Source organism: Mesorhizobium sp. BH1-1-5 (assembly GCF_020165615.1).
In the GTDB taxonomy this organism is placed as follows: domain Bacteria; phylum Pseudomonadota; class Alphaproteobacteria; order Rhizobiales; family Rhizobiaceae; genus Mesorhizobium.
The window spans coordinates 25,827-49,862 of sequence record NZ_JAIUIM010000037.1 but is presented as its reverse complement, the minus strand read 5'-3'; the positions used below and the strand labels follow the sequence as shown (position 1 = coordinate 49,862).

General features: G+C 61.4%; 18 protein-coding genes. 9 read left to right on the top strand and 9 right to left on the bottom strand.

The genetic code is table 11. From position 1 onward, the window contains the following. Together LB572_RS31725 and LB572_RS31720 are read right to left on the bottom strand one after the other, a co-directional pair. Positions 1-1,154 (bottom strand): DUF4347 domain-containing protein (locus LB572_RS31725; protein ID WP_224670563.1); only part of this gene is annotated, 1,154 nt, incomplete at its 3' end. Positions 1,155-1,245: 91 nt separating this feature from the next. Continuing rightward, positions 1,246-2,067 (bottom strand): DUF4347 domain-containing protein, encoded by an 822-nt coding sequence (locus tag LB572_RS31720; protein ID WP_224670562.1) that lies wholly within the window; start codon positions 2,065-2,067, stop codon positions 1,246-1,248. 733 nt (positions 2,068-2,800) lie between these two features. On the opposite strand from LB572_RS31720, the gene LB572_RS31715 reads away from it, so the two are divergent. Together LB572_RS31715 and LB572_RS31710 are read left to right on the top strand one after the other, a co-directional pair. Further along, a complete protein-coding gene (locus LB572_RS31715; protein WP_224670561.1) occupies positions 2,801-4,999 on the top strand; it encodes a glycosyltransferase in 2,199 nt (732 codons plus the stop codon). Positions 5,000-5,145: 146 nt separating this feature from the next. Next, positions 5,146-6,057, top strand: a complete 912-nt coding sequence (locus LB572_RS31710; RefSeq protein WP_224670560.1) for a hypothetical protein — start codon at positions 5,146-5,148, stop codon at positions 6,055-6,057. 564 nt (positions 6,058-6,621) lie between these two features. Here the strand turns inward: LB572_RS31710 and LB572_RS31705 are convergent. From LB572_RS31705 to LB572_RS31695, 3 genes are read right to left on the bottom strand one after another with little or no spacing between them, the layout of a single operon-like run. Further along, positions 6,622-7,674 (bottom strand): GNAT family N-acetyltransferase, encoded by a 1,053-nt coding sequence (locus tag LB572_RS31705; protein ID WP_224670559.1) that lies wholly within the window; start codon positions 7,672-7,674, stop codon positions 6,622-6,624. Further along, complete coding sequence (locus LB572_RS31700) at positions 7,661-9,337, bottom strand: lipopolysaccharide biosynthesis protein (protein WP_224670558.1); 1,677 nt, start codon at positions 9,335-9,337, stop codon at positions 7,661-7,663. The genes LB572_RS31705 and LB572_RS31700 overlap by 14 nt, the downstream gene beginning before the upstream one ends. Positions 9,338-9,346: 9 nt before the next feature. Continuing rightward, positions 9,347-10,570: a DegT/DnrJ/EryC1/StrS family aminotransferase gene (locus LB572_RS31695; RefSeq protein WP_224670557.1), complete on the bottom strand. Its 1,224-nt coding sequence runs from the start codon at positions 10,568-10,570 to the stop codon at positions 9,347-9,349. A 1,204-nt stretch (positions 10,571-11,774) separates the two neighbouring features. Between LB572_RS31695 and LB572_RS31690 the strand changes: the two genes are divergently transcribed. After that, positions 11,775-12,977, top strand: coding sequence for an acyltransferase family protein (locus tag LB572_RS31690; protein WP_224670556.1), 1,203 nt, complete (start codon positions 11,775-11,777; stop codon positions 12,975-12,977). A gap of 5 nt (positions 12,978-12,982) precedes the next feature. Next, positions 12,983-14,071 carry an acyltransferase family protein gene (locus tag LB572_RS31685; RefSeq protein ID WP_224670555.1) on the top strand — a complete coding sequence of 363 codons (1,089 nt, stop codon included), beginning with the start codon at positions 12,983-12,985 and terminating at the stop codon, positions 14,069-14,071. A 5-nt stretch (positions 14,072-14,076) separates the two neighbouring features. Here the strand turns inward: LB572_RS31685 and LB572_RS31680 are convergent, their stop codons facing one another. Genes LB572_RS31680 through LB572_RS31670 form a run of 3 tightly spaced genes read right to left on the bottom strand, consistent with a single transcriptional unit; the run spans position 14,077 to position 16,681 of the window. After that, complete coding sequence (locus tag LB572_RS31680; RefSeq protein WP_224670554.1) at positions 14,077-15,018, bottom strand: glycosyltransferase family 2 protein; 942 nt, start codon at positions 15,016-15,018, stop codon at positions 14,077-14,079. A gap of 29 nt (positions 15,019-15,047) precedes the next feature. Beyond that, the gene (locus LB572_RS31675) at positions 15,048-16,019 is read right to left on the bottom strand and encodes a glycosyltransferase family 2 protein (RefSeq protein ID WP_224670553.1); all 972 of its coding nucleotides are present in this window, start codon (positions 16,017-16,019) and stop codon (positions 15,048-15,050) included. Continuing rightward, complete coding sequence (locus tag LB572_RS31670; RefSeq protein WP_224670552.1) at positions 16,016-16,681, bottom strand: polysaccharide deacetylase family protein; 666 nt, start codon at positions 16,679-16,681, stop codon at positions 16,016-16,018. The genes LB572_RS31675 and LB572_RS31670 overlap by 4 nt, the downstream gene beginning before the upstream one ends. Before the next feature lie 1,074 nt (positions 16,682-17,755). Between LB572_RS31670 and LB572_RS31665 the strand changes: the two genes are divergently transcribed. Beyond that, positions 17,756-17,944 (top strand): hypothetical protein, encoded by a 189-nt coding sequence (locus tag LB572_RS31665; protein WP_224670551.1) that lies wholly within the window; start codon positions 17,756-17,758, stop codon positions 17,942-17,944. Positions 17,945-17,993: 49 nt separating this feature from the next. On the opposite strand, the gene LB572_RS31660 is transcribed toward LB572_RS31665, so the two are convergent. Next, entirely contained in the window at positions 17,994-19,625 is a 1,632-nt protein-coding gene (locus LB572_RS31660) for a glycosyl transferase family 1 (protein WP_224670550.1), read from the bottom strand. Positions 19,626-19,813: 188 nt separating this feature from the next. Between LB572_RS31660 and LB572_RS31655 the strand changes: the two genes are divergently transcribed. From LB572_RS31655 to LB572_RS31640, 4 genes are all read left to right on the top strand, one after another. Next, positions 19,814-20,299 (top strand): acyltransferase, encoded by a 486-nt coding sequence (locus LB572_RS31655; RefSeq protein WP_224670549.1) that lies wholly within the window; start codon positions 19,814-19,816, stop codon positions 20,297-20,299. 242 nt (positions 20,300-20,541) lie between these two features. Further along, positions 20,542-21,567 carry a Gfo/Idh/MocA family protein gene (locus tag LB572_RS31650; protein WP_224670548.1) on the top strand — a complete coding sequence of 342 codons (1,026 nt, stop codon included), beginning with the start codon at positions 20,542-20,544 and terminating at the stop codon, positions 21,565-21,567. Position 21,568: 1 nt separating this feature from the next. After that, complete coding sequence (locus LB572_RS31645; RefSeq protein ID WP_224670564.1) at positions 21,569-22,672, top strand: DegT/DnrJ/EryC1/StrS family aminotransferase; 1,104 nt, start codon at positions 21,569-21,571, stop codon at positions 22,670-22,672. Positions 22,673-22,736: 64 nt separating this feature from the next. Then, positions 22,737-23,780, top strand: a complete 1,044-nt coding sequence (locus LB572_RS31640) for an NAD-dependent epimerase/dehydratase family protein (RefSeq protein WP_224670547.1) — start codon at positions 22,737-22,739, stop codon at positions 23,778-23,780. Positions 23,781-24,036: the final 256 nt, after the last annotated feature.

Sequence of the window (24,036 nt, the reverse complement as noted above, 5' to 3'; positions counted from 1 at the left end):
GTCGCGCCGGTTGCTCCTGTCGCCCCGGGGGCGCCGGTCGCACCCGTTGCTCCAGTGTCACCAGTCGCGCCAGGATCCCCCGTTGCGCCTGTGGCTCCCGTATCGCCGGTCGCGCCCGTGGCCCCGGTATCGCCAGTCGCGCCGGTTGCTCCTGTCGCCCCGGTGGCGCCGGTCGCACCAGTCGCACCCGCGGCACCGGTTGCTCCGGTTACGCCAGTTGCTCCCGTAGCGCCAGTCGCGCCGCTCTGACCTGTCGCGCCCGTAGCACCTGTGGCTCCCGCATTACTGGCGGACGAAACACCCGTTAGCCTGAAGACGCCATTGGAATTGCTAGTGTCCGGAGTTCCCGGCACGATTGACCCGGCGCCCGAAACTACGACAGAGAGTGTTCCCGCATCTACGATGTTGTAGCCTGAATTATTGTCATCACTACTTGTTGGTACAAGCGCAACTATATTATAGATACCAGCCAACGGCACATCGACTATCATCTGCACCGAAGAAAAAGTGCTGTTCGATACAGCTCTTGATGGAAGAGTGAAGCTGTCGACGATAACACCAGAAGAATTCGTTACGTAATACTGAATGGGATATACGTTAGATACTCCCATGGAGGTATCAAGAGCGCCTGTAAGCGTTGCCTCGAGGCTTAGGACAGCCGCAAACCTTGCGGCTCCCGCTTCGGTCATCGGCGGGAGAACCTGCTCGCCTCCCGGTGCGAGATTCCACGTTCCATTCAGTGCTTTGGCACCGACAAGCCCCGTAGCAGCCCTCACCTCCGCTCCGGTCGCATCGCCCAAAGCCTCGATGAACGCTTCTCCTGCCAGCCCCTTGCCCGCCTCGCAACTCCACAGCCTGAAATCACCATTGGCGTTCAGCGCCCTGCCGATTGCGGCAAGGTCGCCGGCTGCACTTTCGAGAGAGCCGAGAGACCATGCCTCCGAACTGAAATGCACCCGTCCTGGCGAGCCGTGCGCGACGACATGCACCGCGTCCAATCCGGTGCGCCCTTCGAGCGCGCCGGCGATCTGGCGCGCCGCCGGCCGAAGGTTATCCAGCATGATCGCCTGGACTTCCGGTCGCAGGTTACCCAGGATCGTCCCGAGATCGGGCGCGGAGGAATCGACAAAGAGAATTTCGGAAACGCTGGCCATGGCAAGGTCCTTTTGACTCGAAGTCAGCTCACGGAAGAGACAAGGCCGGCACGGCCGGCACGGCGAAGGAATGAGGTGGGGCTATCTGCAATCATCTGCCGGAAGGCCCCAATGAACCGGCCGGCTTGGTCGGGGCATCCACGCTCAGAATGCTGGAGCGCTGGAAGTTGCCAGCACCATCGAATGTACCGATGGCAAGCGAGGCTGTTGCGTCCGGTACCTTGACCGCCATGGATACGGGCGTTGCTTTCGGCATGGCACCGGGCAACATGACTTGGCCGACAATGGCCTTCTGGTCTGTGTCGACGATGTAGTAGGTGATCGGTCCGGCCATATTTCCCACGGGCAAGGTCCCGGTGACCATCACTTCGGCGATCAGAATTCCTGCGTAGATTCCCATGCCCACCTCCGTCAGCGGCGGCTGCGCCTCGGCGCCTTCCGTCCGCAGGTTCAGTTCCCAAAATCCGCCACGCGCTCGCGCACCGACGTCGTGCGATGCTGCCGCGACCGGCCTGCCGGCCGCCCGCGACAGCGAAACGATGAAATCAGTTCCCTCTGGACCGCCCCCCGCCCGACAGCTCCACAACTGGAGAGTGCCCTGCCTATTGATCGAGCGGCCGATCATGGCGAGGTCACTGGCCTCATCGGCCAGTGTCTCGGACGACCATTCGCCGGCGGCAAACCCGATACGGCCAGGCGCACCATGCGCGATTACGTGGACAGCGTTCAGCTCGGAATGACCTTCGAGCGCAAAAGCCATCTGGCGGGCTGCCGGCCGCAGGCCATCGAGCACGATCGCCCCGACCTCAGGTCTCAGGTGATTCAAAATCGCACCGAGATCGGATGCCGCCGGATCAACGAACAGAATCTCGGAGGCCCCTTGGACAGCGAAGCAATCCGGGACGGCATTCACTTCAGCCCCAGCCGAAGCCGAACCCGTCGCGGTCCGGCGGACCTGACGCCCACACGCCGAAGCATTTAAGAGGTCAGTGTCCGACCGCTTCGCACCCCAACACTTGTCGAAGTCGACGGATGCAGTCCCCAACCTATCGTTTGATCTCCGATACAAAATCCACCCCCACGCCAGCGTCGTGAAGACGCCAGCGACAACTTGCGAGGGGCTCGACTAAACACGAGGACAACACGAGGACACCTGCTCGAACAGGCGCAGCTCTATAGCCGATGAAAATCACTTCACGCGATGACGCACAAAGCAATCTTGTTTCGAATACTGTCCAAACTTTTTTAGATTCCCACAGACTCAGCAATTTTATCGATCTGTGGCCACCTTCCCCACGGAAATATTATTAGGTTAGAAATAATCGAGTTGTAAATGGATGACTCTGCAATTGCACAATCACCGATGGTAGGCTGCGGTGGTCTGAAAATCCAATGAAAATCTGATACTTAGATGGCGCGCCCGATGACACCGTGAGTTTGACTACCTCTATTGTTTAGTCTCGCGCGATTTCTGGCAAATAAACTCATCCAAAAAGCGTACCCTCGTACGCCGACGCTATTGTTGGCTATCGCGGCCGAGCCCGGCATTTTCAAAGGCAGGCAGCTCTCCCTTACCTTGAGCTGATGCGCCGTCCGTTCCTGAATTTCGAGGTACGAGACGATTCTAACCTGGTTGGGGGATTGGTATGAGCACCATTGGCCTGTGCATGATCGTCAAAAACGAGGCGAAGGTCATCCTAAGATGCCTCGCCAGCGTACTCTCCCTCATCGACTATGTTCTTGTCGTGGACACCGGATCTGACGACGGGACACAGGAACTCATTCGCGGCTACCTTGCCGATCACAACCTCAAGGGCACAGTCATCGACGAGCCGTGGCGGAACTTCGCGTACAACCGCACCTTCGCACTTGAGCGGCTGCGCGAGTTGGAACCGGTAGACTACGCAATGATGATAGACGCGGACGATGTCCTTATCCCAGACCGCAACTTCGACGCAGCCGCGTTCAAGGCGCAGATGGATCAGGATCTATTCGACGTTGAGCTCGCACAAGGCGGCATTTCATATTACCGCCCGCAGATCTGCCGCAATCAACTGCCGTTCCGCTTCAAGGGCGTTCTGCACGAGTATCTCGAGTTCCCTCCCGGCCCGATCACGCGCCAGACTGCACAAGGGTTTCGTGTAGTGTCAGGACGCGAAGGGGCAAGGAGCCAAAATCCCCGAAAGTATCAGGACGATGCCGCGGTCCTGGAGAACGCGTTGGTGACTGAAACCGACCCGTTCCTGATATCGCGTTACACTTTCTACCTTGCCCAGAGCTACAAGGACTGCGGCGAACGTGACAAGGCGCTGGAGCATTATCTAAGACGATCCGAGCAGGGGTTTTGGGCCGAAGAGGTCTATGTATCCCTTTTCGAGGCGGGAAATCTGATGGCGGACCTTGACCGAGCGTTCGAAGAGGTCGTCGCCGTCTACGAACGCGCGACCCAATCGGTGCCCACGCGCGCAGAGGCGCTGCATGCCGCGAGCCGCTACTGTCGCAACCTCGGTCGATACGCTCAGGGGCAGGAATATGCGCGCCGTGGCTTGGGCATCAACAAGCCTGTGGGGCTTTTCGTTCAGCCTTGGGTCTATGACTACGGGCTGCTCGACGAGTTTTCGGTCAATGCATATTGGGCGGGCGCATATCAGGAGTCGCTCGATGCCTGCATGAAGTTGCTGGCGGTCGAGGGCCTGTCAGAAAATACAGTGAAGCGCGTGGCATCCAATGCGCAATTCGCCGTCGACAAGCTTCGGGTGCAAGATCGCCCCACATCGGGAAGCCCGATCGCCGAGAAAGCGCTCCAACGATACGGGCTAGGGCACCTCGCGAAAGTGAACTCGGACGAACGGAGTTCTATTTCGAACATAACCCCGTTGGTGCAGCCATTGTCTTCATGGACGCCTCCAGGACCGGCGGCGGGCACAGAGTTGATGATCAAGGGCCTTGAGGACCGCATCCCTGATGTGCTCGCACGAGTTCAGCTTCAGGTAAACTTGTTCCCAGACAACCCGTCGCGGGAAAAGCCGCTGGTTATGTGGATGCACCATGATTCAAACCAGAATGCCGTGCAGTGGTGCAGGAACCCCGCGCTTGTCGACCGGGTGACATGCTTCGTGTTTGTATCGCACTGGCAGCGTGAACGTTACCAGGCTGAGTTTGACATTGCTCCAAGCAAATGCGTCGTTTTGCGCAACGCGACAACGCTCTCTCGGCAACAGCGAAACTGGATGAAAACCGACCCACTGCGGTTCGCATATACCAGCATGCCATTCCGAGGTCTTTCTGTCCTGCTCGACGCATGGGAGCAATTGGACCTGGGCAATGCCGAACTTCACATTTGGTCCTCGATGAGGCTCTACGATCAAGACGATATGAAATATCAACCGTTATATGCCCGTGCTCAAGCATTAAATCGGGTAATCTATCATGGCATTTCTCCCAATTCGGAACTAAAAATTGCACTCCGTGATATTCACTTCTTAGCCTACCCTAGTACCTTTGCAGAAACGTCCTGCCTTGCCGTGATTGATGCAATGGCAGCGGGATGTCGTGTGATTGTGCCTGCCCGAGGCGCCCTGCCGGAGACGACATCGGGCTTCGCCCACGTTTACCCATGGAGCGCCGACCCGATCGAGCATGCCGCGCTGTTCGGTTCAGCGGTGGCCAAGGAAGTCGAATATCCCTGGTTCGACACTCCAGAGATGTCTCTGACACAGCAGAGCTACTGCGAGCAATTTTATGACTGGAACCAGCGCGTCAAGGAGTGGAAACGTCTTATCGAACGTTTGACCGAAGATGCGCCCAAGCGGCACTCTCCATACAACGAACAGATCCCAGCCTAGCTTCCTCGTGCCAATCCTAAGGGACTGCGTAGCGAAGATCGACTGATTTCAATGCGTCAGTCCTCCGCGACGTGCGCGTAGTCGAAGGGCGCGCAAGCGCGAGTCTGCGGCGATCACTAGGAATCGAAGTGCTGCGACGAGACTTTGTGAAGAATTTTATCGGTCTGACAGCCACAGTCCAAACCTTTTCAGCTACTGCGCGTTGGGTTGGTTTGGAGCGGACCCAGACCAACATGCCGAAGACACTGGCGACATATGCCTCACGTGCCGCGCTTTTATCCGTCCCGATTGAACTTGCCGGTGACTGGGGCCGCATGCTTCCTCGATCGGTAAAAAATGTGCTCGAGCGCATGCGGCTTGCATGTTTGGACCACTGCCGGCTTGTCTCTGACCGCCAACCGAGACGCCTGCGCATCGAGGAACATACCTCCGGCCCACCGGCTATTTGGCTGCATCCGGACAAGAGCGACATGGCATGGATCATCGTCGACATCGGCGAACGCGACTGGTCGAAGCTTGCCTATCAATTTGGCCATGAGCTCGGCCATGTGCTTGCCAACAGTTGGCAGGCCGCCGCCAAGCCAGCAGCACCTTGCCAATGGCTCGAGGAGTCCATGGTCGAAGCATTCTCGTTGCGCGGCCTTCAGCGCCTTGCGGCCGGTTGGAAGAAGAGCCCGCCCTTCGCCGGCGACAGCGCTTTCGGCGACGCTATTGCCGAATATCGCCAAAACATCATTCACCGCTACGCGGCCCTTGCCAACGGCCAGGGGCTTAACGGCGACGTCACTGCGTGGTTTGCCGACCAGCGCCGTGAAATCGAAATGCCCGGTCTCAACCCATTCGCGCAAGCGATGTGCCTGACAATCCTCGCTGAATACAATCAGGTTCCAGATTGCATCGAGGCGCTTGGCGCTCTCAACCGCTGGCCTGGCCGCAGCGGAATTCCTATCGGCGAATATCTAGAGAGGTGGAAAGAGAGCTGCGCCGAATTGCAAGCCTCTCAGCACTTGCCGCTCCGCCTAGGCGAACTTCTGGGGGTCGTTCCGCGTGGCAGGTGACACCGGCCTAAGATGACGTCCGCCAGTTTGTTGCCAACAGTGCGGCCTAAAGGTCGGCCGGGTCTTTTTCAAGTCGGGAGTAGCCACGCGCCAATCATGCTGCCTCCCCTACTCCTCGGTCATACGTTTGGATGAATTTTTGTTATATAATCAATGGCATATATCTCTACGTCACCGGCGCGCAGAATTAGAGGATCCTGCCGGTCAGGCCCGGCGCCGTTAGCCCCAACCCGACAGGCGCCGGGCCGCGCGCCCACTCCAGTAGGAAAGCCTGCGCAAGCGGCCCGACAGCCCTTTGAGGTACAATTAATCCGACCGTCGGGCCTGACCGGCCCCGTGGGTGGCGTTGCCGGCCGGAGCCGTTGGTAATATTAGCACATTTGAATTAAAAGCTGCTGGAGCTGTTTTCCCCGGCTTTGTGCCTCGGCGGTGAACTGCCTGTTCCGCAGCTGGCGATCACACGCAGTGCGGTCGATCGTCGTCCCCGGTAACGCAAAGTTCAGCAGGTTTGCCCATCGCTAATGTCGCCGCGCCATTCAAGCAAATCGAATTCACCCGCCGAAGTCACAGAAGTCCGAACCGATAGAGCGCGCTGACCGCCTTGGGTCGAAAGATCGCGCCGTAGCCAAGGCTCAGGGATTCGCCCCACTGGCGCTTGTACTCGCTCCCGCCACCCAGATCGAACCAGCGCAGGCCGACACTGGCAGACCACTGGATCGCCGAATCCATTGAACGTACGCCAACAGCGCAATGGTCGTATTCGGGGTCGCGGACAATGCACTGGCCGAGCACGACGCCGTCCTGACACATCAGAACGTTGCCGGCCGTGCGCCGATCGCCATCGAGCAGCTGCAAGGTGTGGAATTGGATCGGGCTGCCGGCGGTCTGCCACCTTATGAAGGCGCGCCAGAACCGCAGGCGATCCTCGGCGGCGACTGTTTCGTTGGCGTCGTTGCTTTCCCACATGCGGCCCCACTGGGCGCAGCTCCATTCCAGGTCGCCCTCGTCGTCGATGCGAAGCCGCATGAACTCGTCGCAGCGCTTGCGGGCCCGACGCACATTGTTGCGGTGTTTGCTGGTCCACACGGCTTCATAGTCGGACTGAAGATCGACTTGCCAGCGTTCTTGCGACCACAAGGTGCGCGGGCGAAGATCAGCCACGCCGGCTTTCAGTGCGCCTTCGATCCGGACCTCGACGCCCAAGGCGTGCAAGGCCCGGCCAAGGGCTGCGGGAGAGGACGCCGGGGCGATCACTCCCGGAAGCGCCTGATAGGCAACAGGTTCCCAGTAGCGGCGGCGGCGGCGCAGGGAGATGAGCGCGGTCGGCCGGCCGTTCTCCGTCGCCAGGGCGTGGCGCTTTTGGACGCTCGTGGGCTGGGTGAGCTCGCGATAAAGGTCGCGGGCGCAGCCGGGAATGGCCGGCAGGGCGTTCAGGGCCTCGTCCAGGGTCGAGTTCCAGGCGTCGAACCAGGCGATGTGGACGCCCCGTGTCGTCAAGCGTGTGGCGATGCGGGCAGCGGAGATCACGGCGGGCGCGGCGACCTGACCCAGCGCACGCTTGAGATCCGAGCCGGCAGCATTCGCGCCGGCGGAATCCATGCCATCAGAGTGACCCATCACCGATTCCCCTGCTATCTCTGCTTGCCGGCCATTCAGGCGATCGTTCGAAGAGGCGGCCGGTCCGCGCTTTGACCAAAAACCAGGCAGACCGCACGCCACGCCGACGGACCGCACTATTGATTTCCCTGTCTGCTTGGCTCGGCGCAGGTGCCTGTCTCTGCCCAGCGTCCTCGTCCAGGAAGCGGCGGATGAGGGCAAAGGGGCCGTGCAGGCGCGCAGGCGCCAGAGACTGGGCCCTACCAAGCAGATAGGCCAATTCAGCGGCGAAGGGATGACGGGTCCAGCCCATGGCCAGGAACCAGAAGACTGCGCCAAGTCCGCCGCCCAGGACCGCCTGCAAGGCCGATATGTTCATGTCGAGGCCGTTTAGCCCGATGACGACGAGCGGGCCTAGCGCCGTGGCGAAGGTGGCAACGGCGCTGGGAACCAGCGCGCGCAGATATTCACTGACGCTCAATTTCAGCCGGCGCATCAGGAACCAGAGGCCAACGCCCACTTGGATCGGCGTGGTGGCAAAGATCGAGAGCGCCAGGGCGAAGGGACCGTACTGAGCCGCCAGGATCATGATCAGGCTGGTGATCGGCAGGGAGATGATCCAGGCCTTGGCAGTGTCACGGATCCCGCCGGCGGCTACCAGGGCCGGGAACATCAGGGGGACGGGGAAGTAGAGCATGGTGGCAGCCGCCATCACCTGCACCAGCGGGATGGACGTGTCCCATTGCGATCCCAGTATGATGTGCACAAGCGGATGGGCGAAGAGGATGACCATCGCCAGGCCCGGCCAGTGAAACGCGGTCAGGCTGGCGGCGGCTTTGAGATATGGATCCTTGAGGGGACGCCCCGTGCGCGCATGGGCGGCGAACCCTGGCAGCGCCACCGCTGCGATGGCCGATACGACCAAGCGGCTGGGCATCTGTGTGACTTGTTGGGCTCGGCTATAGAGACCGACATCGGTGCTGCCGTTGGCCCGGCCTAGCACGAAGGTCGGGATGACGTCGCCGAGGGTGGTCAGAAGGCCGGTCGCGGTGTTGAAACCGCCGAAGGCCAGAATCTCGCGCCATTTGGTGAACTCGATCCGAAAGATGGAGAGGTCCGGCCGCATGAGGATGGCGAAGACGAAGGTGGAGAGCGGATAGCTCAGCGAGCCCCAAGCGAAGCTCATATAGCCGAAGCCCAGCATGACCAGGCCAGTGGTGGTGACGTTGCCGACCAGAGCCGAGCCCAGGTTGATGGCCGCGATGTTCCAGAACTTCAGGTCGCGGCGCAGCAGTGCCACGATCGGCGAACCGATGCTGGAGAACAGATAACCGAACGCGACGGTGCGGACAAAGTTCTCCAGACGCGGTTCGTGGGTGAAATCGGCGTAGAGGCCCGCCGTCGCGACGAAGGCGGTCGTAAGGACGATGGCGACCGCCAGCATCATAGTGAAGGAAGTGCGTATTTCTTGCTTCGAGAGCTTTTCGGCGTTGACGATGTAGTTGGTGACGCCGAAGTCCCGCATACCCTCGGCGAGCGCGACAAGGCTGGCGCCAAGGAAGGCAGCGCCGATTTCGCTAGGCGTCAAAAGCCGTGACGAAACGTATAGCGTCGCCAAATTGAGGATAAGGGTGGCGTACTTCTCGAAATAGACCGCGACCACCGCGCGCCGGACGCTCGCCATTCCTATCGCTCACTTTCGAACAGACCGGCCCCGATGCGGAACCGCCATCATATCTCGCCTGAACTCCAGAATTGGAGCCATGGGCTGTGGATTTAAAACCCGTGTGGCCTTGATCAGGGTCGAGGCGACCATCTGTTGATCCTCCTCAGTCATCTGGGGATAGAGGGGAAGAACGATGGCATGATCCTGGGCTGCCTCCGACTCTGGCAGGGACATACGCAGGGGCTGGGAGGCATAGACGTCCTCACGGTGGGCGCACATGATACCGCGGCGGGTGGCGATACTGGCATCCAGCATAGCCTGCATGACGGTACGCTGGTCGGCGGAGTCCGGCAGGCGGACGCAGAAGCTCTGCCAGTTGGTGCGCGCGTAGGACGGTTCGCGCACCAGGCCCAGCCATTGCGCCTCGCCGAGCAATTCGGCATAGCGGGCGGCCAGCGCGCGGCGGCGGGCCACGATGCCCGGCAAGCGCTTGAGTTGCTCGCGGCCGACGGCGGCCTGGATGTCGGTCATACGATAGTTGTAGCCGAGCACTGGGTGGGTCTCGAAAATCACTTGGGCCGAGCCGTGGCGTACAGTATCGGGCACGCTCATGCCATGCTGGCGCAACAGCTTGAATTTTGCGGCCCAGTCAGGGTGCTTGGTCGTCAGCATACCGCCGTCGCCGGTGCTCATGATCTTGCGCGGGTGGAAAGAGAAGCACGCCACGTCGCCGTGCACCTTGCCGACCTTCTCCCACCGGCCGTCCCAGAGGATCTCGCTGCCGCTGGCGCAGGCTGCGTCCTCGATCACAGGCAAGCCCTTAGCCTTGGCGACGTTGACCACCGCCGCCATGTCGCAGGGCAAGCCCATTTGATGGACGACCAGGATCGCACTGGTCTTGGCCGAAAGCGCGCACTCGATCAGGGCGGGGTTGATGTTGTAGGTGGCCGGATCGATGTCGACAAAGACCGGAACCGCGCCGCAATAGGCCACTGAATTGGCCGTGGCGATGTAGGAGTGGCTGACCGTAACCACCTCGTCGCCGGGCTTCACCCCGGCCGCCAGCAGGGCCAGGTGCAGGGCCGTGGTGCAGTTCGAGACCGCCGCTGCGTGCGGCGCGCCCGTGAAGGCGGAGAACTCCGCCTCGAAGGCTGCGACCTCGGGACCTTGCGTGACCCAGCCGGACAGTATGACGCGGCGCGCAGCCTCGGCCTCGGCCCCATCCATCGTGGGCTTGATGATCGGAATCATGTCGGAACCCCAGCCGAACGAAATTCATCTCTGCACGAGAAGCTGCATCGTCGTACCACGATAAGGCCGGGCGCTCACCTTCTCCTATTGTGGGATGTCGGCAACGACGACCGGCGCGCCGGTCGCGTTCAGACTAGGGGTGGCCGATAGTAAGGATACCGCTTTCGGTCAGCGGGCGGGTCGCCGAATCCTGTGTCAAGCAAGGTGCGGCCCGACACTTCGGCGGGGAATGCCAAGATGGGGCGAGCCTACCGGTAAGGTAGCTCTGTGTATGGCCAAAGAACCGGCCTTCCGAGAGTATCCGTTAACGCCAATATTACGGAATTTAGCAAGAGGGACCAGCTATGGGAGCCGGTCTATAGGACTCTGGCACCGATCCTGCATCCACCGAATTGATATGGCAACAAATTGAGGATCGTGCAAATGCGTCTAAACACTCAGCCAAGCCGAAGGGTAGGCATGTCTAAATGCATATTTAGTGCGCCGATTCAGGCCGGGAATGTGCAAATCAACGAAAATGGAGAAGTCACCATCTCCATAACGGCCGATGACATCTATACGAAGAACTCAAAGCAACGCTACGAGATAATCCTGACCGGTGAAGAAATCAGTATTCTTAGCGCCGCCTCTTAGTAAACCTTCGCCTGGAAGAGGCAAGTAACGTCCTATGAACTGGCCGCAAGAATGATCGAAATCAATCAGCGTTGTAAACACTCCAGAAGTGATCTCTAGCAAGCGTTGACTCAACGGTTAGTGGCAGGAAGAGTGGCGACTCCGACCTGGGTTGGGATAGTTGCCTGAGTGTCGGAGCCGCCCGCGGCCAATGCGGCACAAACCGCGCTGTTCCATTGTGAGACGGCGCGATCTACAATTACTTAAGTCTAATATGATGCATGACCGCCACGCAGCGGGCGCTCCGCGCCAGTTTAGCGTGCTCTAATTTGATCCTATCAATCGGACAAGACGCGCGCCGACGATCGCTCGCTGCAGAAGGACTCGCCACATCGAGTGGACCGTTCGGCGGCTGCCTAAAGAAGATTTTTCAGAATCTCGATCTGGCGTGACGCAGGCATGGATGGTCGCCCCCGGAGGCTACGCCTTCTGGTCGAATTGATGGGAGAGAGGGTTGGGCGCTTATAATCCAGAAAGCCTGACCGCCTTGGGGGTGGTCTCGGTTCCGGAGCATCGGCTCGAGTATTGATCTATGACTGCGATCGATCAGCGTGCGATTTTCGCCGTCCGACCGGCCCGGGCCGTCGGCCGGCCGGTGGAAGACCGTATCGCCGGCTTCGACGGCGTGCGGGCGATCGCCGTTCTGATGGTCTTCATCAGCCACAAGACGACATTGCCGCACCACGATTCCTATGGCTCCGTCGGCGTCTGGCTTTTTCTCGTGCTCAGCGGCATGCTCATCTCATCAATCCTCTCGGAGATGCGCGGAAAGGTCGAAGCCGGTACCCAGTCGAGTTGGCGGTCGATGGGTGACTTCTATCTGCGCCGCAGCCTGCGCATCTTCCCGCTTTATTACGCCTGTCTCGGCGTTTTCGCGCTGGGGTCGCTGTTCACCTCATTCGTCGGCTTCTCGCGCATCGAAGCGACGATCTACGCCTTCTATGGCACCAACATCTATTTCTGGATGACGCCGACTGGAGACCACGGCCATTTCGGTCACCTCTGGTCACTGTCGGCGGAGGAACAGTTCTACCTGCTTTTCGCACCGATCCTGCTGTTCACCCCGCGCAAATACCTGGCTCGGATTTGCATCGGCTTCATGCTCGCCGGCGCGGCCATGCTGGCTTGGCTAGTGTCGGTGAAGACCCACCCGAACGCCATCCACGTCGATCCGCTGATCGCGTTCGGCATGCTCGGCGTCGGTGGCTTTATCGCCTCCTTGAAGAACTTCAAGCCGCCCGCGTTGCTGGTTAGCGCGCAAGCCCAGGCAGCAGCTGGCCTGGCGCTGATCGCGATTCCGCTGATCTTCGGATACTTCCGGGACACATGGAACATCTGGGGACCGCTGACCTGCACGGTTGCCGGACTGTTTCTGTTCCAGATCGCCCGCAACCAGCAGACGCCGATCGTGGCTTTCCTAAACCTGTGGCCGCTGCGCTCGCTCGGCCGGGTGAGCTATGCCTTCTATGTACTGCACCAATTCGTCCATTACTACGACGTCCAGGCGGTGTTCCATAAGCTGCACGTCGACATCGACGCGCCGCTTATCGTGCAACCGGCCCTGGAGCTTTTCATCACCGTCGCGTTGGCGACGCTCTCCTGGCATTTCTTTGAGCGGCCGTTCCTGCGGCTGGGCGCGAGATTGACCGCACGGGAGGGCGCCGAGGCCAGCAGCGCGACCGCTGCCTTGACCCCGGCCGGCAAAGGGCGACGCGATAGATGCGGGCGGAGCTAGGGCCGATGCGACTCGACGACGAACGCCGCATCAAGGGTTTCGACGGCCTCCGCGCGATCGCCTTCATCTTCGTATTCATCAGCCACAAGTTTCATCAAGGGACGTATGGATCCCTTGGCGGCGACGGGGTAATGCTCTTCTTCGCGCTGAGCGGCCTCTTGATCACCCGTATCCTGGCTCGCACGCGGGTGGCGGTCGAGGCGGGCGAGACGACCACGCTTGCGGGTCTAGGGCGCTTCTATCTTCGGCGCTCGGCCAGGATATTCCCCATTTACTACGCGACGATAGGCTTCTTCCTGATTGCCTCGCTGTTCGTTCACTTCGATGGCTTCGAAGGCGGCGCGCCTCTGGCCATGCTGCTCTACGCCACGAACATCTATGTGTTCACGACCGACCACTGGGTGGGCCATTTCAACCACTTCTGGACGCTGGCGATCGAAGAGCAATTCTATCTGGTGTTTGCACCCTTGCTGCTGTTCACCCCCAGCAAGGCCGCCCGACACATCTGCGTTGCCTTCGTGGTTTTGGGTCTCGTCACTCAGGCGGGCCTCGGATGGGCCGGAGTATCGGCCAGGGTCATTGGCCTCGATCCCCTGACCGGCTTTGGTTATCTCGCCTTGGGTGGCCTAGCAGGACTGAGCCTCGACCGGCGGGCGCCGGCATGGCTGATCTCCATGCCGGCCCAGGCCATCGTCGCGCTCGCCCTTCTCATCGTGCCCCTCACTGTTCTCAAGGACGAGGTCGTCTGGCGCTTCTATGCGCCGGCAGTCGCGGCTACAGCCGCGTTTCTTGTCTTCGAGATCGCGGAGAACCAGACCTCGCGTTTCGTCGCCCTTCTGGAGGCCTGGCCCCTGCGCAACCTGGGACGCATTAGCTATGGCTGTTACATTTTCCACGAGTTCATTCATTTCTACAACGTCGAGGCAGCGGCCCGGAAGTTCGGCGTCGTGTTCGAAGCGCCGGATTGGATCTCGGCTCCCATCGAACTCGTGTTGACCATCGGCCTGGCGACCGTCTCCTGGCGATTCTTTGAACGACCAATCATGGCCTGGGCCCACCGGGCGCCGCAGAAAGCTGCGCCGGCCGCCGCCTGAGCCTCTCAGCCTGCCGGGGCGAACAGCTTTCGCAGCAGGCCAAGGTTGTGGTTCAGGCGCAGGTAATATTCGTGTTCCGGCCGATCGAGGATCTGGAGCGCGGCCAGCATCGGGATGGCGATGAGCATCTTGATCGCGCGCGCGACCTTCTGGCCCTGCGTTTTCAAGCCCCTCAGTTCCACCTCGCCTTCCTTGCGGGCGCGCTCCGCGAGCCATGCGCGCGTCAGACGGCCGGCATGGACCTTGTGGTCCACTACGAAAGCATCCGAGTACCAGCAGCGATAGCCGGCCCCAATCAGGTCGGTCATCATCTGGGCCTCTTCCCCGCTGGCCAGGTTCGAGCCGACCCGACCGGTCGTGACGTCGAACCCACCATGGGCTTCCAGCACGCTGCGGCGGAACAACATGTTGGCGCCGACGCCTATGGGGTGATCGGTGGTGTCCCGGAAGCCGTCCTCATCGACCACCGACAACAACAGGCGCGCGCGGGGCCCGAGCCGGCTCGGCGGTATTTCAAGGCTGCCGGCGTCGTCGGGCCAGCGCGGGATCACCCGCCCGGCCAAGATGGCGGTCTGGACGTCACAACGGGCCGCATGGGCGATCGCCGCCTCAACCCAGCCGAGGCGCGGCACAGCGTCGTCGTCCAACAGTGCAATCCATTCGCCCTTGCCGGCCTTGAAACCCGCGTTGCGCGCCCGGGCGACACCAGGCTCGTCGAGTCGGATGAGGCTCAGTCCCTCATGTCCCTTCAGATTCCTCAGCACCTCGGCGTGCGTTGGCGCCGAGGCGCTGTCGATGACGATGACTTCCACCGGCTCGCCAACGCATTGCGGCAGCAGGGCGTCGACGTTCTCCAGGACGTCGTGGCTGCGGTTGTGCGTGGCGATGACGATGCTGATGACCGGGGCACCGGGGCCAATCTTCGGCGCGTTCTTGGCGTCCTGCATGCCCATAAGATCCTTCAGGTTTACGCCTGTCAGTGCAGCGCCGCGTCCTTGGCGGCCGGCGGGCGGGCGCCGAGGCCGATTGACCAGAAGAACGCCGCGCGCAACGGCGTCGGCGCCACGAGATGCCGTACCGCCCGGAACGGAAACACCAGCAGCGCATGACGCACCGCGAACCGCACGCCCTTCGCATCCCCCTTGGCCGCCCGCTCCACCGCTGCATCGGCGAAATAGGTGTAGAATCCCAAGAGCGTGGCGAAATAGGAATGCAGCCACTCTTTCGGGGAGCGCCACTTGCGCCAGGCGGGCATGGCATGCCGCATGAACACCTTGCGCGTATAGGGAATCCGGCTCAGAACCAAGGCGTCGTAGGAGCCTGATGGACGCTGGCGGAACAAGACGCAAGGCACGGCCACATGCTCCATATGTGCCCCTCCGGCGACGCGCAAATGCCAATCCCAGTCCTGATCAGCCAGCAGGGTCTCGTCAAAATAACCGTAGGCATCGCGTACCCCGATACGCGCCATCGTGGCGCCGATCTGCGGGAAATAGCCGTCCAGCATCATCTTCAGATGGTCGCCGTCGGGGCGGACGTTATCGGGGATCGGTGACGCGATCGGCCGCAAATCAGGATCGGTCATCACCACCTGACCGAAGACCGCCTCGACCTCTGGCTGGCGGTCGAAGAGTAGCAAGTGCGACCGTACATGTTGCTCGGTCCAGACGTCGTCGTCGTCCAGAAAGGCCAGGAACTCCCCCGTGGCCGCCCGCATCGCCGCGTTGCGCGCGGCGCCGGCGCCCGCCGTCGTCACGATGAAGTGCTGCGCGCCGTGGGCCTGCGCCACTGTGCCGGTGGCGTCGTGGTTGGAACCGTTGTCGCCAACCAGAATCTCGAACGCCAAGTCCGCTCCTTCCAGTGCGCGGATGCTCGCCAGCGCCTGGTCCAAGAACTGCGGACGGTCGCGGGTCGGGACGACGACCGAAACGATGCGCGCCGGGCTCACCCCCACTCCTCCCACCGATCGAAGACGCCCGAGAGGGCCGCCGAAAATACACGCATGTTGTCGAAGCGCGTTATGAAGGTCCGCGCAATGGTGCCAGCCGAACGCGTCTCCTCGGCCTGGGCGTAGACCAGATCATAGCCTGCTGCCTTGGCCTCCCGCATGGCGACCGGCGTCCAGTTGGCTGACTGGCCGAGCGGGATTGCGAACGACGTCGGCGCAAAGCCGAGCCGGGCCTCGATCATGTAGCGCGAGCGGTCCAGTTCCTCGCGGGCGATGGGGCCGTCCAGCTGTCCAAAATCGGGATGGGTCGCGGAGTGGCTGCCTATTTCGGCGCCGTCAGCAGCCAGGCGCTCCAGATCGCGCCAGCCCAGAACCTCGTCGGTGGTCCAGGGCGAGGAGCCATCGCTCCAGTCGGTGACCACGAACAGGCTCCACGGCGCTGCGAAGTCCTTCAGGATCGGTGCGGCCTCGGTCATCACGCTGCGCAGGCCGTCGTCGAAGGTGATGGCGAGGTCCATCGGGTCGCCCCCCGTCCGCGCGATCTCCGAGGCCGGGACGAATCGGTAGCCCCGCGCCGCAGCCCATTCCAAGTGACGACGGAACAGCTTCGGCGGCACGTCGTTATGATCCATAAGCGGCTGGCCGACCGAATGATAGGCCAAGATCCGGCCCCCGGAACGGCGCACGCGTCGGCCCATAACGGCCATCCCTTCACGCTCAACGACCATGCGTGGGCCGACGAGATGACGCCTTTCGACACCGAATGCGCGGGCAGCCCGCATCAGAATACTCGGCGCTCGCCCAAGCATATCCAATTTCGCCCTCTGTTCTTTTACCAAAATCGAACAGCAAGCCTCATGCCAGCTATGATATTCAGCGCCAACGACACCATGTCGAGCCGCAGCGCCCGGTAGCCTTACCACGTCGAGCGAAAATTGTTCATTAGAATAAAAAGGTAAGCCTCTAAATCAAAAGGTGTAAAGCGCGATGGCTTGCCCGAACGGCGGCCCAATTCAAGCTGTCGTGCGTGCTCAGGGTGTCTGGTACCGGACAATGGCGGTGCTGGCCGCCTCTGAAGATCAATCTGTCTTGGGCCAAGGCGTCTCAGATGCGCCCATCACAGCACCCAAACAGGATGGCGATGATGAGGGCGAAGCTCACCCCTGAGCGGAGGGGACCACGCTGCGCTCCCTGACACCATGTAACAGGCTGTCGCGAACAGTCTCGGAACCTCCCCAGGCCGGACATGTTTCCACGCTGGAGCTTAACCGTTGAGGTCATCCCATGACGTTCCGTAACTTTGACATCGCAGCCGCAAAGACCAGCAGCGCGAGGGGGAAGATAGCTTTGCTGAGCTACGCGATCCTTGTCGTCATCGGCCGGATGGACGCTTCGGTCGACAGCATTGAGAAGGCACTTGCCGAGTTGGCCGAGACCAAGACAAGCAGCTGAACTTTTGGTCTGCGGTCATCGCCAGCCCTCTGGGGCCCGGGGATCGATGGCAATGACCAGTGTCCCGTGGACCGCTCGGACAGCGAAGCATTAGTTTCCGGTTTCAGGCGTTGACCGCCAGATAGATGGAGTACCCCCGGGTCGTACAGCGAAAGGGGCCCCCATGGTCGCACGGAGTACGTCGTTCGTGTGTGGCTGCCAGCCCTATGGCGATGTCGCGAGGAAATTACCTCTGAGAGACAATTAGCCGAGACATCACCGAGCGCTAAGGAGCAGTCGACGCGTTGTTTGACCTTCTGACCATTGGAGAGAAGCGTGCCGAGCTCCATAAGCTTGTGCGTCTTCGCTTTCGGATTATGCGGCGCCTTGATGAGGTCGACCGTTCGGCACATCTGGTCGAGATGGCAGCCGCTGATCTCATCGAGGCTGCCCAAGAGCCCGCCGATACGGCCGAGCAGACGCTTGGGTTCTGACGCCCCATGACGCGCCGGCCGGGCAACCCATGGTGTTGAAACCTCGTATCTAGCTGCTGCCGCCCTTCAGCGGGTTCACGAACCGGGGCAGCCATTCGGGCAGCAGGTTGCGGACTGCGTCCCATGGCCCGTCGAAAGTCCTGGTCCGCGCCAGGCGTCGCCATACCCGGAGCCGTTCCGGCAGCGACATCAGGCGCAGAGAACGCTTCAGGATAGCCTCGACGCTATCGAACTCGCCGAACACCTCGTTGAGCAGGATGTCCGGATAACCGTCATAGAATTCCTCGTCCGCGGGCGCACCTTTCTCGTGCAGCGGCGTGACTGGCGGGATCGCCAGGGCCCTCGCGTATAGCGCCTCCAGGCTTTCAAGCCAATTCGGCGTGGTGTGCAGCCGCTTGACGTTGGCCGCCGTCTCACAGCCCCGGCGCAGCAGGGTCTCGGGGTCGGCGAGCCAGTCCGACAGAATGCGGTTGTAGTCCGCCATCGAGGTGGCGAAGCCAATGGTCGGCGCCAGCCCGGGCATATCGGTGCTCATGACGTTCGCATCTGACAGATAGGGAAAAAGCGTCACGCAGGGCGCGCCCAGCCCGCCGGCTTCCAGCATCGAGGTAATCGATACGAAGGGGTAGGAGTCGAGATAGACGTCCGCCGCCTCGAAGGCGACCGAAGGATCGGGCGTCTCCGGCCGCCCCATGATCCGCCCGCCGGTCGCCGCTATGGCCTCTTGCCAGTCGGGAGGCTCCCCAGGCCCTACGACCAACAAACGCGCATCGGGACGGGCCAGAAGCGCCTCGACATGCATGTCGGCGAACGACACCCCGCCCATCGTGCGGTATTTCACGCCGCGGGCCACGGAAACCAGAAGCGGCCCGCCGGTCGGAAGGCCTAGCTTCTGACGCGCATCGGCCCGGCTGTGCCTGCGAATCGGCGGATCGATCTGGATCGGCAGGATGGCGTGACGTTCCGCCGGGATCCCGCGCCGTTCGACCACCAGCCGCTCGCCCGACGCGCGCGAACTGGCGATCAGGTCGCACACGGAGAGCCCGACCCAGAAGGCGTGGTCGGCGTGGTTGACCAGCACCACGGGCGGTCGGTTGCGCTCGTCAGCGAACGCTATGGCCGGCGTCGGCTCCTCGTTGCTGACGTGCAGGACGACTAAGTCGAAATCGAGCGACAACTTCCGGAGCGCGCTGGCCCATTCTACCGGTCCGCCGCGTGTCGCCCCGATCACATGGATCTGGCCGCTGCGAGCCTCCACAGCCCGGCGCACCGACGCCGGCGGCGCCCCGGGATGACGCAACAGGGCCAGGGAGTGATGACGCCCCTCGTCGGCGGCGATCCAGCGGCGCATCATCCGCGTCAAGCCACCGACCTCGTTCAGAGCGGTGGCAACGTGCAGCACACGGCTGATCTTCGTCCGCGCTGGTCGCGCGGCTTCAGTCCCCTTGACGAGCGTCCGTCGCGCGATCTCGACCAGTACGTGCTCAAGAGGTTCGGACCGATAGAAGCCACAGTGCCGCTTGCGTGCAAGCGTGGCCGCCGCCTCCACATAGGCCGCCGCGGAATTGAGGTCGCTAGCCTTGAGGCAGCGCTCAGCCTCACCTCGAAGGCTTTGAAACTCGTCGTAGTTGTGACGCATACGCGCCACCTCGGGCTCGGAGGGCTCGGTCTTAGATTGCATTGTCTACGGCATCCCTTCCCCAACCCAGCCTGCCCAAGCTTGTTATCCCGAGTGGCCAAGTCTTGCCAAGCGACGAGGCAAGTTACATAAAACTGTCGCCGAGCGCTGCCACCCAATCTTTCAGCATCGCGCCAAGGGTGGCGTCCTATTTGCAGGTGGCGCGGGACAGACAACTCCAGGGGAAAGCGATGCCGATTTCGGATAGTGTGGTGCTGCGTGGCGAGGTCGTGATCCACCACCCCAATCTGGTGAACCTTTATGGCTGCGAGGTCGGAAACGGCTCGCGTATCGGCGCCTTCGTGGAGATTCAGAAGAATTCCTACGTCGGCGAGCGCTGTAAGATCTCCTCGCATACCTTCATTTGCGAGGGCGTAACCATCGAGGACGAGGTCTTCATCGGCCACGGGGTGATGTTCACCAATGACCGCCTTCCCCGAGCCACCAACCTGGATGGAAGCGCACAGAGTGAAGCCGACTGGAAGGTCGAGCCGACCCTGGTCAAGAAGGGCGCCTCCATCGGTTCCAACGTTACTATCACTCCGGGCGTGACCATCGGCGAGCGGGCACTGATCGGCGCTGGCGCCGTCGTCACGCGTGATATCCCCGATTTTGCCATTGCTGCCGGCGTACCGGCTCGCGTGGTCGGAGACGCAAGATCCGCAAAGGCTGGCTGACCCCTAATCGTTTGAGGTAGGTTCCGGCGCCTGCCCTCGCCTGCTGGATGATCCTGGCTGGGTCTTGATGACCCAACGGCCATAGTGACCGCATGGCCGCGTCGCTTCAAACTGACAATCTGAAGAGGTCGAGACGGTACGACGTTGAGCGATCAACGGGCGCTTCCTTCTCAACCGCGACAGGCGTCCAACGGGGCCTCCAAGATTCCGGCGGGTGGGGTGCGGGTGAAGGGCAGGCCAAAATGATCAATATCGGTATCATCGGTTACGGCTACTGGGGGCCGAACCTCCTACGCAACTTCATGGAGCTTCCCCATGCCCGGGTCCGCATTGTCGCCGACCTGGACCCAAAGAAGCGCGAGTTGGTGGAGCGCCGCTATCCGGGTGTCCAAACCACCGGCGACGTCCAGGCCCTGTTCCAGGATCCCGAGATCGACGCAATTGCTGTGGCGACGCCAGTCAATAGCCACTTCGAACTGGGGATGGCAGCGCTGAAAGCCGGCAAACATCTCTGGCTCGAAAAGCCGATGACCGAAACCTCGCTGCAGGCCAGGATGCTGGTCAATGAGGCCGACAGGCGTGGATTGACCCTGATTGTCGATCATACCTTCATCTATACCGGCGCGGTCCGGAAGATGCGCGAGATCGTCGCTGCCGGCGACCTCGGCCAGATTTATTACTACGACGCCACTCGAGTGAACCTGGGCCTCTTCCAGAAGGACGTCAACGTCATCTCTGACTTGGCAGTCCACGACTTCGCGATCATCGATCACCTGTTCCACGAGCATCCGAACGCGGTTTCGGCCAGCGGTATCAATCATTTTCCCGGCACCCCGGAAAACCTTGCCTACATCTCGCTGTTTTACGACTCTGGAATGATTGCGCACATCAACGTCAGTTGGCTCGCTCCAGTGAAGGTGCGCAACATCCTGGTCGGCGGCTCCAACAAAATGATCACCTACGACGATCTGGAGCCCTCCGAGAAGGTCAAGGTCTACGACAAGGGCGTCTCCTTCACCGACGATCCTGCCAAGATCCACGAGATGCGCGTCGGCTACCGGACGGGCGACATGTGGGCGCCCAAGCTCGACTCCGCCGAGGCCCTGCGCATCGCCGGCCAGGAGTGGATCGACTGCATCATCGAAAGGAAGGTTCCGACCGCCGATGGGCGGCTTGGCTTGCGTGTGGTGGAGATCATCGAGGCCGCCACCAGTTCGATGCGCGGGCGTGGCGAAACCATTCACCTGCGACGCAAAGACGCTGCGTAACATGATCCCTTTCGTTGATCTGAAAACCCAGTACGCCTCGATCAAGCTCGAGGTAGATGCCGCCATTCAGCGCACCCTTGAGACCTGTCAGTTCACCTTGGGCGCCGACGTCGCTGATTTCGAAAAGGAATTCGCCGAATATTCGCAAGCGGCCTTCGGCATCGGCGTCAACACCGGTACCAGCGCCCTACACCTGGGCTTGCTGGCCGTCGGAATTGGGCCGGACGACGAGGTGATCACCTCCCCCTTCACCTTCGTTGCGACGGTGGCGGCCATTTACTACACAGGCGCGACACCCGTGCTGGTCGATATCGATCCTGCGACCTACACCATCGACCCGGCCCAGATCGAAGCCGCGGTCACGCCGGCTACGAAGGCGATCATCCCGATCCACCTCTACGGCCAGCCGGCTGATATGGACCCGATCATGGCCATCGCCCGGAAGTACGGCCTGATGGTGCTGGAGGACGCCTGCCAGGCGCACGGCGCGGAGTACAAAGGCAAGCGCGTCGGCGCCATCGGCGACATGGCAGCTTTCAGCTTCTATCCCGGCAAGAACCTCGGCGCCTATGGCGAAGGCGGGATGCTGACGACCGACAACGCCGATCACAACCGTGCGGTCCGCATGCTGCGCGATTGGGGCGCCGAACGGAAGTACCATCACGAGCTCAAGGGCTATAACTACCGCCTGGAAGGCCTTCAGGGCTCTGTCCTGCGCGTGAAGCTCAAGTATTTGGATCGGTGGACCGAACAGCGCCGTGTCGCGGCCGCCCGCTATGATGCCATGTTTGCCGGCACCGGCCTGCCGACTCCCTTCGTTCGCAACGATGTGCGCCACGTCTACCACATCTACGCCGTTCGCACGCCCGACCGCGCCGGCTGGCAGGAGGCGCTGAACGCTCAGGGGATCCAGTCGGGCATCCACTATCCGATTCCGGTGCATCTGCTGCCCGCCTACGCCGACCTCGGTTACAAGCAGGGTCAATTCCCGCACGCCGAAAGGGCCGCTGCCGAAGTTCTTTCCCTACCCATGTTCCCGGAGTTCACGGAGCAACAGCAGGACGTGGTCGTGGCTGCGGTCAAGGAATTACAAGCAAGCGTTTGACGAGCGACCCGCTCAACCGGAAACAAGCCTGCCAAGGCTAATCCAACCGATGACAGGGAAATACATGAAACTTGAAGGCTCTCGCATCCTGGTGACCGGCGGCTGCGGTCTGATCGGCTCGACCACAATCGACCTGCTGCTGAAGGAGCACGCGCCGGAAAAGATCGTGATCCTCGACAATTTGGTCCGCGGCAGCCTGCATAACGTCAAGAACGCCCTGCTGGACCCGCGCGTCGAACTCGTCGAAGGCGACATTCGCGACGTGAAGGCTGTCCACAAGGCCACCGATGGCATGGACGCCGTCATCCATATGGCAACCCTGAGGGTCATCGCTTGCGCGGCCGAACCTCGCGAAGCCCTCGGCGTCATGTGCGACGGCAGCTACAACGTCATTGAGGCCGCCCAGGCAAAGGGCGTGAAGAAAATCTGCGCGGCGTCCTCGGCCTCGATCTACGGCCTGGCCGACCACTTCCCGACCGAAGAGAGCCACCATCCGTACAACAACCGCACCTGGTACGGCGCCAGCAAGGTCATGCTGGAAGGCCTATTGCGCTCGTTCAACGACATGTACGGCCTGCCCTACGTGGCCCTGCGCTATTTCAACGTGTACGGCCCGCGCATGGACCTCCACGGTAAGTATACCGAAGTTCTGATCCGCTGGATGGACCGTATCACTTCCGGCCAACCGCCATTGATCCTCGGCGACGGGTCCACCACCATGGACTTCGTCTACATCGAGGACGTTGCCCGAGCTAACATTCTGTCCCTGCTGTCGGACGTGGAGGACGATGTGTTCAACGTCGCCAGCGGCGTAGAGACCAGCCTGAACGACCTCGCCGGCTCGCTCCTGCGCGTGATGGGCTCCAACCTCAAGCCGGAGTGCGGGCCCGAGCGCAAGGTGAACCCCGTCTCACGGCGCCTGGCTGACACGTCCAAGGCAGAGAAGATGTTGGGCTTCAAGGCAGCCATCGACCTCGACGAAGGCCTCACCCGCCTGGTCGAATGGTGGTGCGCCAATCGGGAGCAGATGTTCTCGGGCGGCGGGGACGAAGTGCTTACGGCGGCATTCGCAGCGAAGGTCGAGCGGCCTTCGACGCTGCCACGATAGCTAGGCATCGTGATTGACGACCCCCAAAACCGAAGTATGCGTCGGGCGGCAATTTTTCAGGCTGGGACGTTCGCGGGGCGAAGGCATGCATTGGCTGGAAACCTGCGGCGGGAGCCGTCGCGAAACAATCGTGGTAGTGCTGCGGAGGGAAGCTCGCTCCGGAAATATTACTTACGGCTATGCTCTGCTGCGCTTTCACGGTGACAATCGAGCCTCCGGCAACGACAGGACAAGAACGATAATTCATCGAGCCGAA

Bases quoted from the DNA above. Each gene is read 5' to 3' on its own strand.
- LB572_RS31715 (WP_224670561.1), top strand. From the start codon at position 2,801: ATGAGCACCATTGGCCTGTGCATGATCGTCAAAAACGAGGCGAAGGTC.
- LB572_RS31705 (WP_224670559.1), bottom strand. From the start codon at position 7,674: ATGGGTCACTCTGATGGCATGGATTCCGCCGGCGCGAATGCTGCCGGC.
- LB572_RS31700 (WP_224670558.1), bottom strand. From the start codon at position 9,337: ATGGCGAGCGTCCGGCGCGCGGTGGTCGCGGTCTATTTCGAGAAGTAC.
- LB572_RS31695 (WP_224670557.1), bottom strand. From the start codon at position 10,570: ATGATTCCGATCATCAAGCCCACGATGGATGGGGCCGAGGCCGAGGCT.
- LB572_RS31690 (WP_224670556.1), top strand. From the start codon at position 11,775: ATGACTGCGATCGATCAGCGTGCGATTTTCGCCGTCCGACCGGCCCGG.
- LB572_RS31685 (WP_224670555.1), top strand. From the start codon at position 12,983: ATGCGACTCGACGACGAACGCCGCATCAAGGGTTTCGACGGCCTCCGC.
- LB572_RS31680 (WP_224670554.1), bottom strand. From the start codon at position 15,018: ATGCAGGACGCCAAGAACGCGCCGAAGATTGGCCCCGGTGCCCCGGTC.
- LB572_RS31660 (WP_224670550.1), bottom strand. From the start codon at position 19,625: ATGCAATCTAAGACCGAGCCCTCCGAGCCCGAGGTGGCGCGTATGCGT.
- LB572_RS31655 (WP_224670549.1), top strand. From the start codon at position 19,814: ATGCCGATTTCGGATAGTGTGGTGCTGCGTGGCGAGGTCGTGATCCAC.
- LB572_RS31650 (WP_224670548.1), top strand. From the start codon at position 20,542: ATGATCAATATCGGTATCATCGGTTACGGCTACTGGGGGCCGAACCTC.
- LB572_RS31645 (WP_224670564.1), top strand. From the start codon at position 21,569: ATGATCCCTTTCGTTGATCTGAAAACCCAGTACGCCTCGATCAAGCTC.
- LB572_RS31640 (WP_224670547.1), top strand. From the start codon at position 22,737: ATGAAACTTGAAGGCTCTCGCATCCTGGTGACCGGCGGCTGCGGTCTG.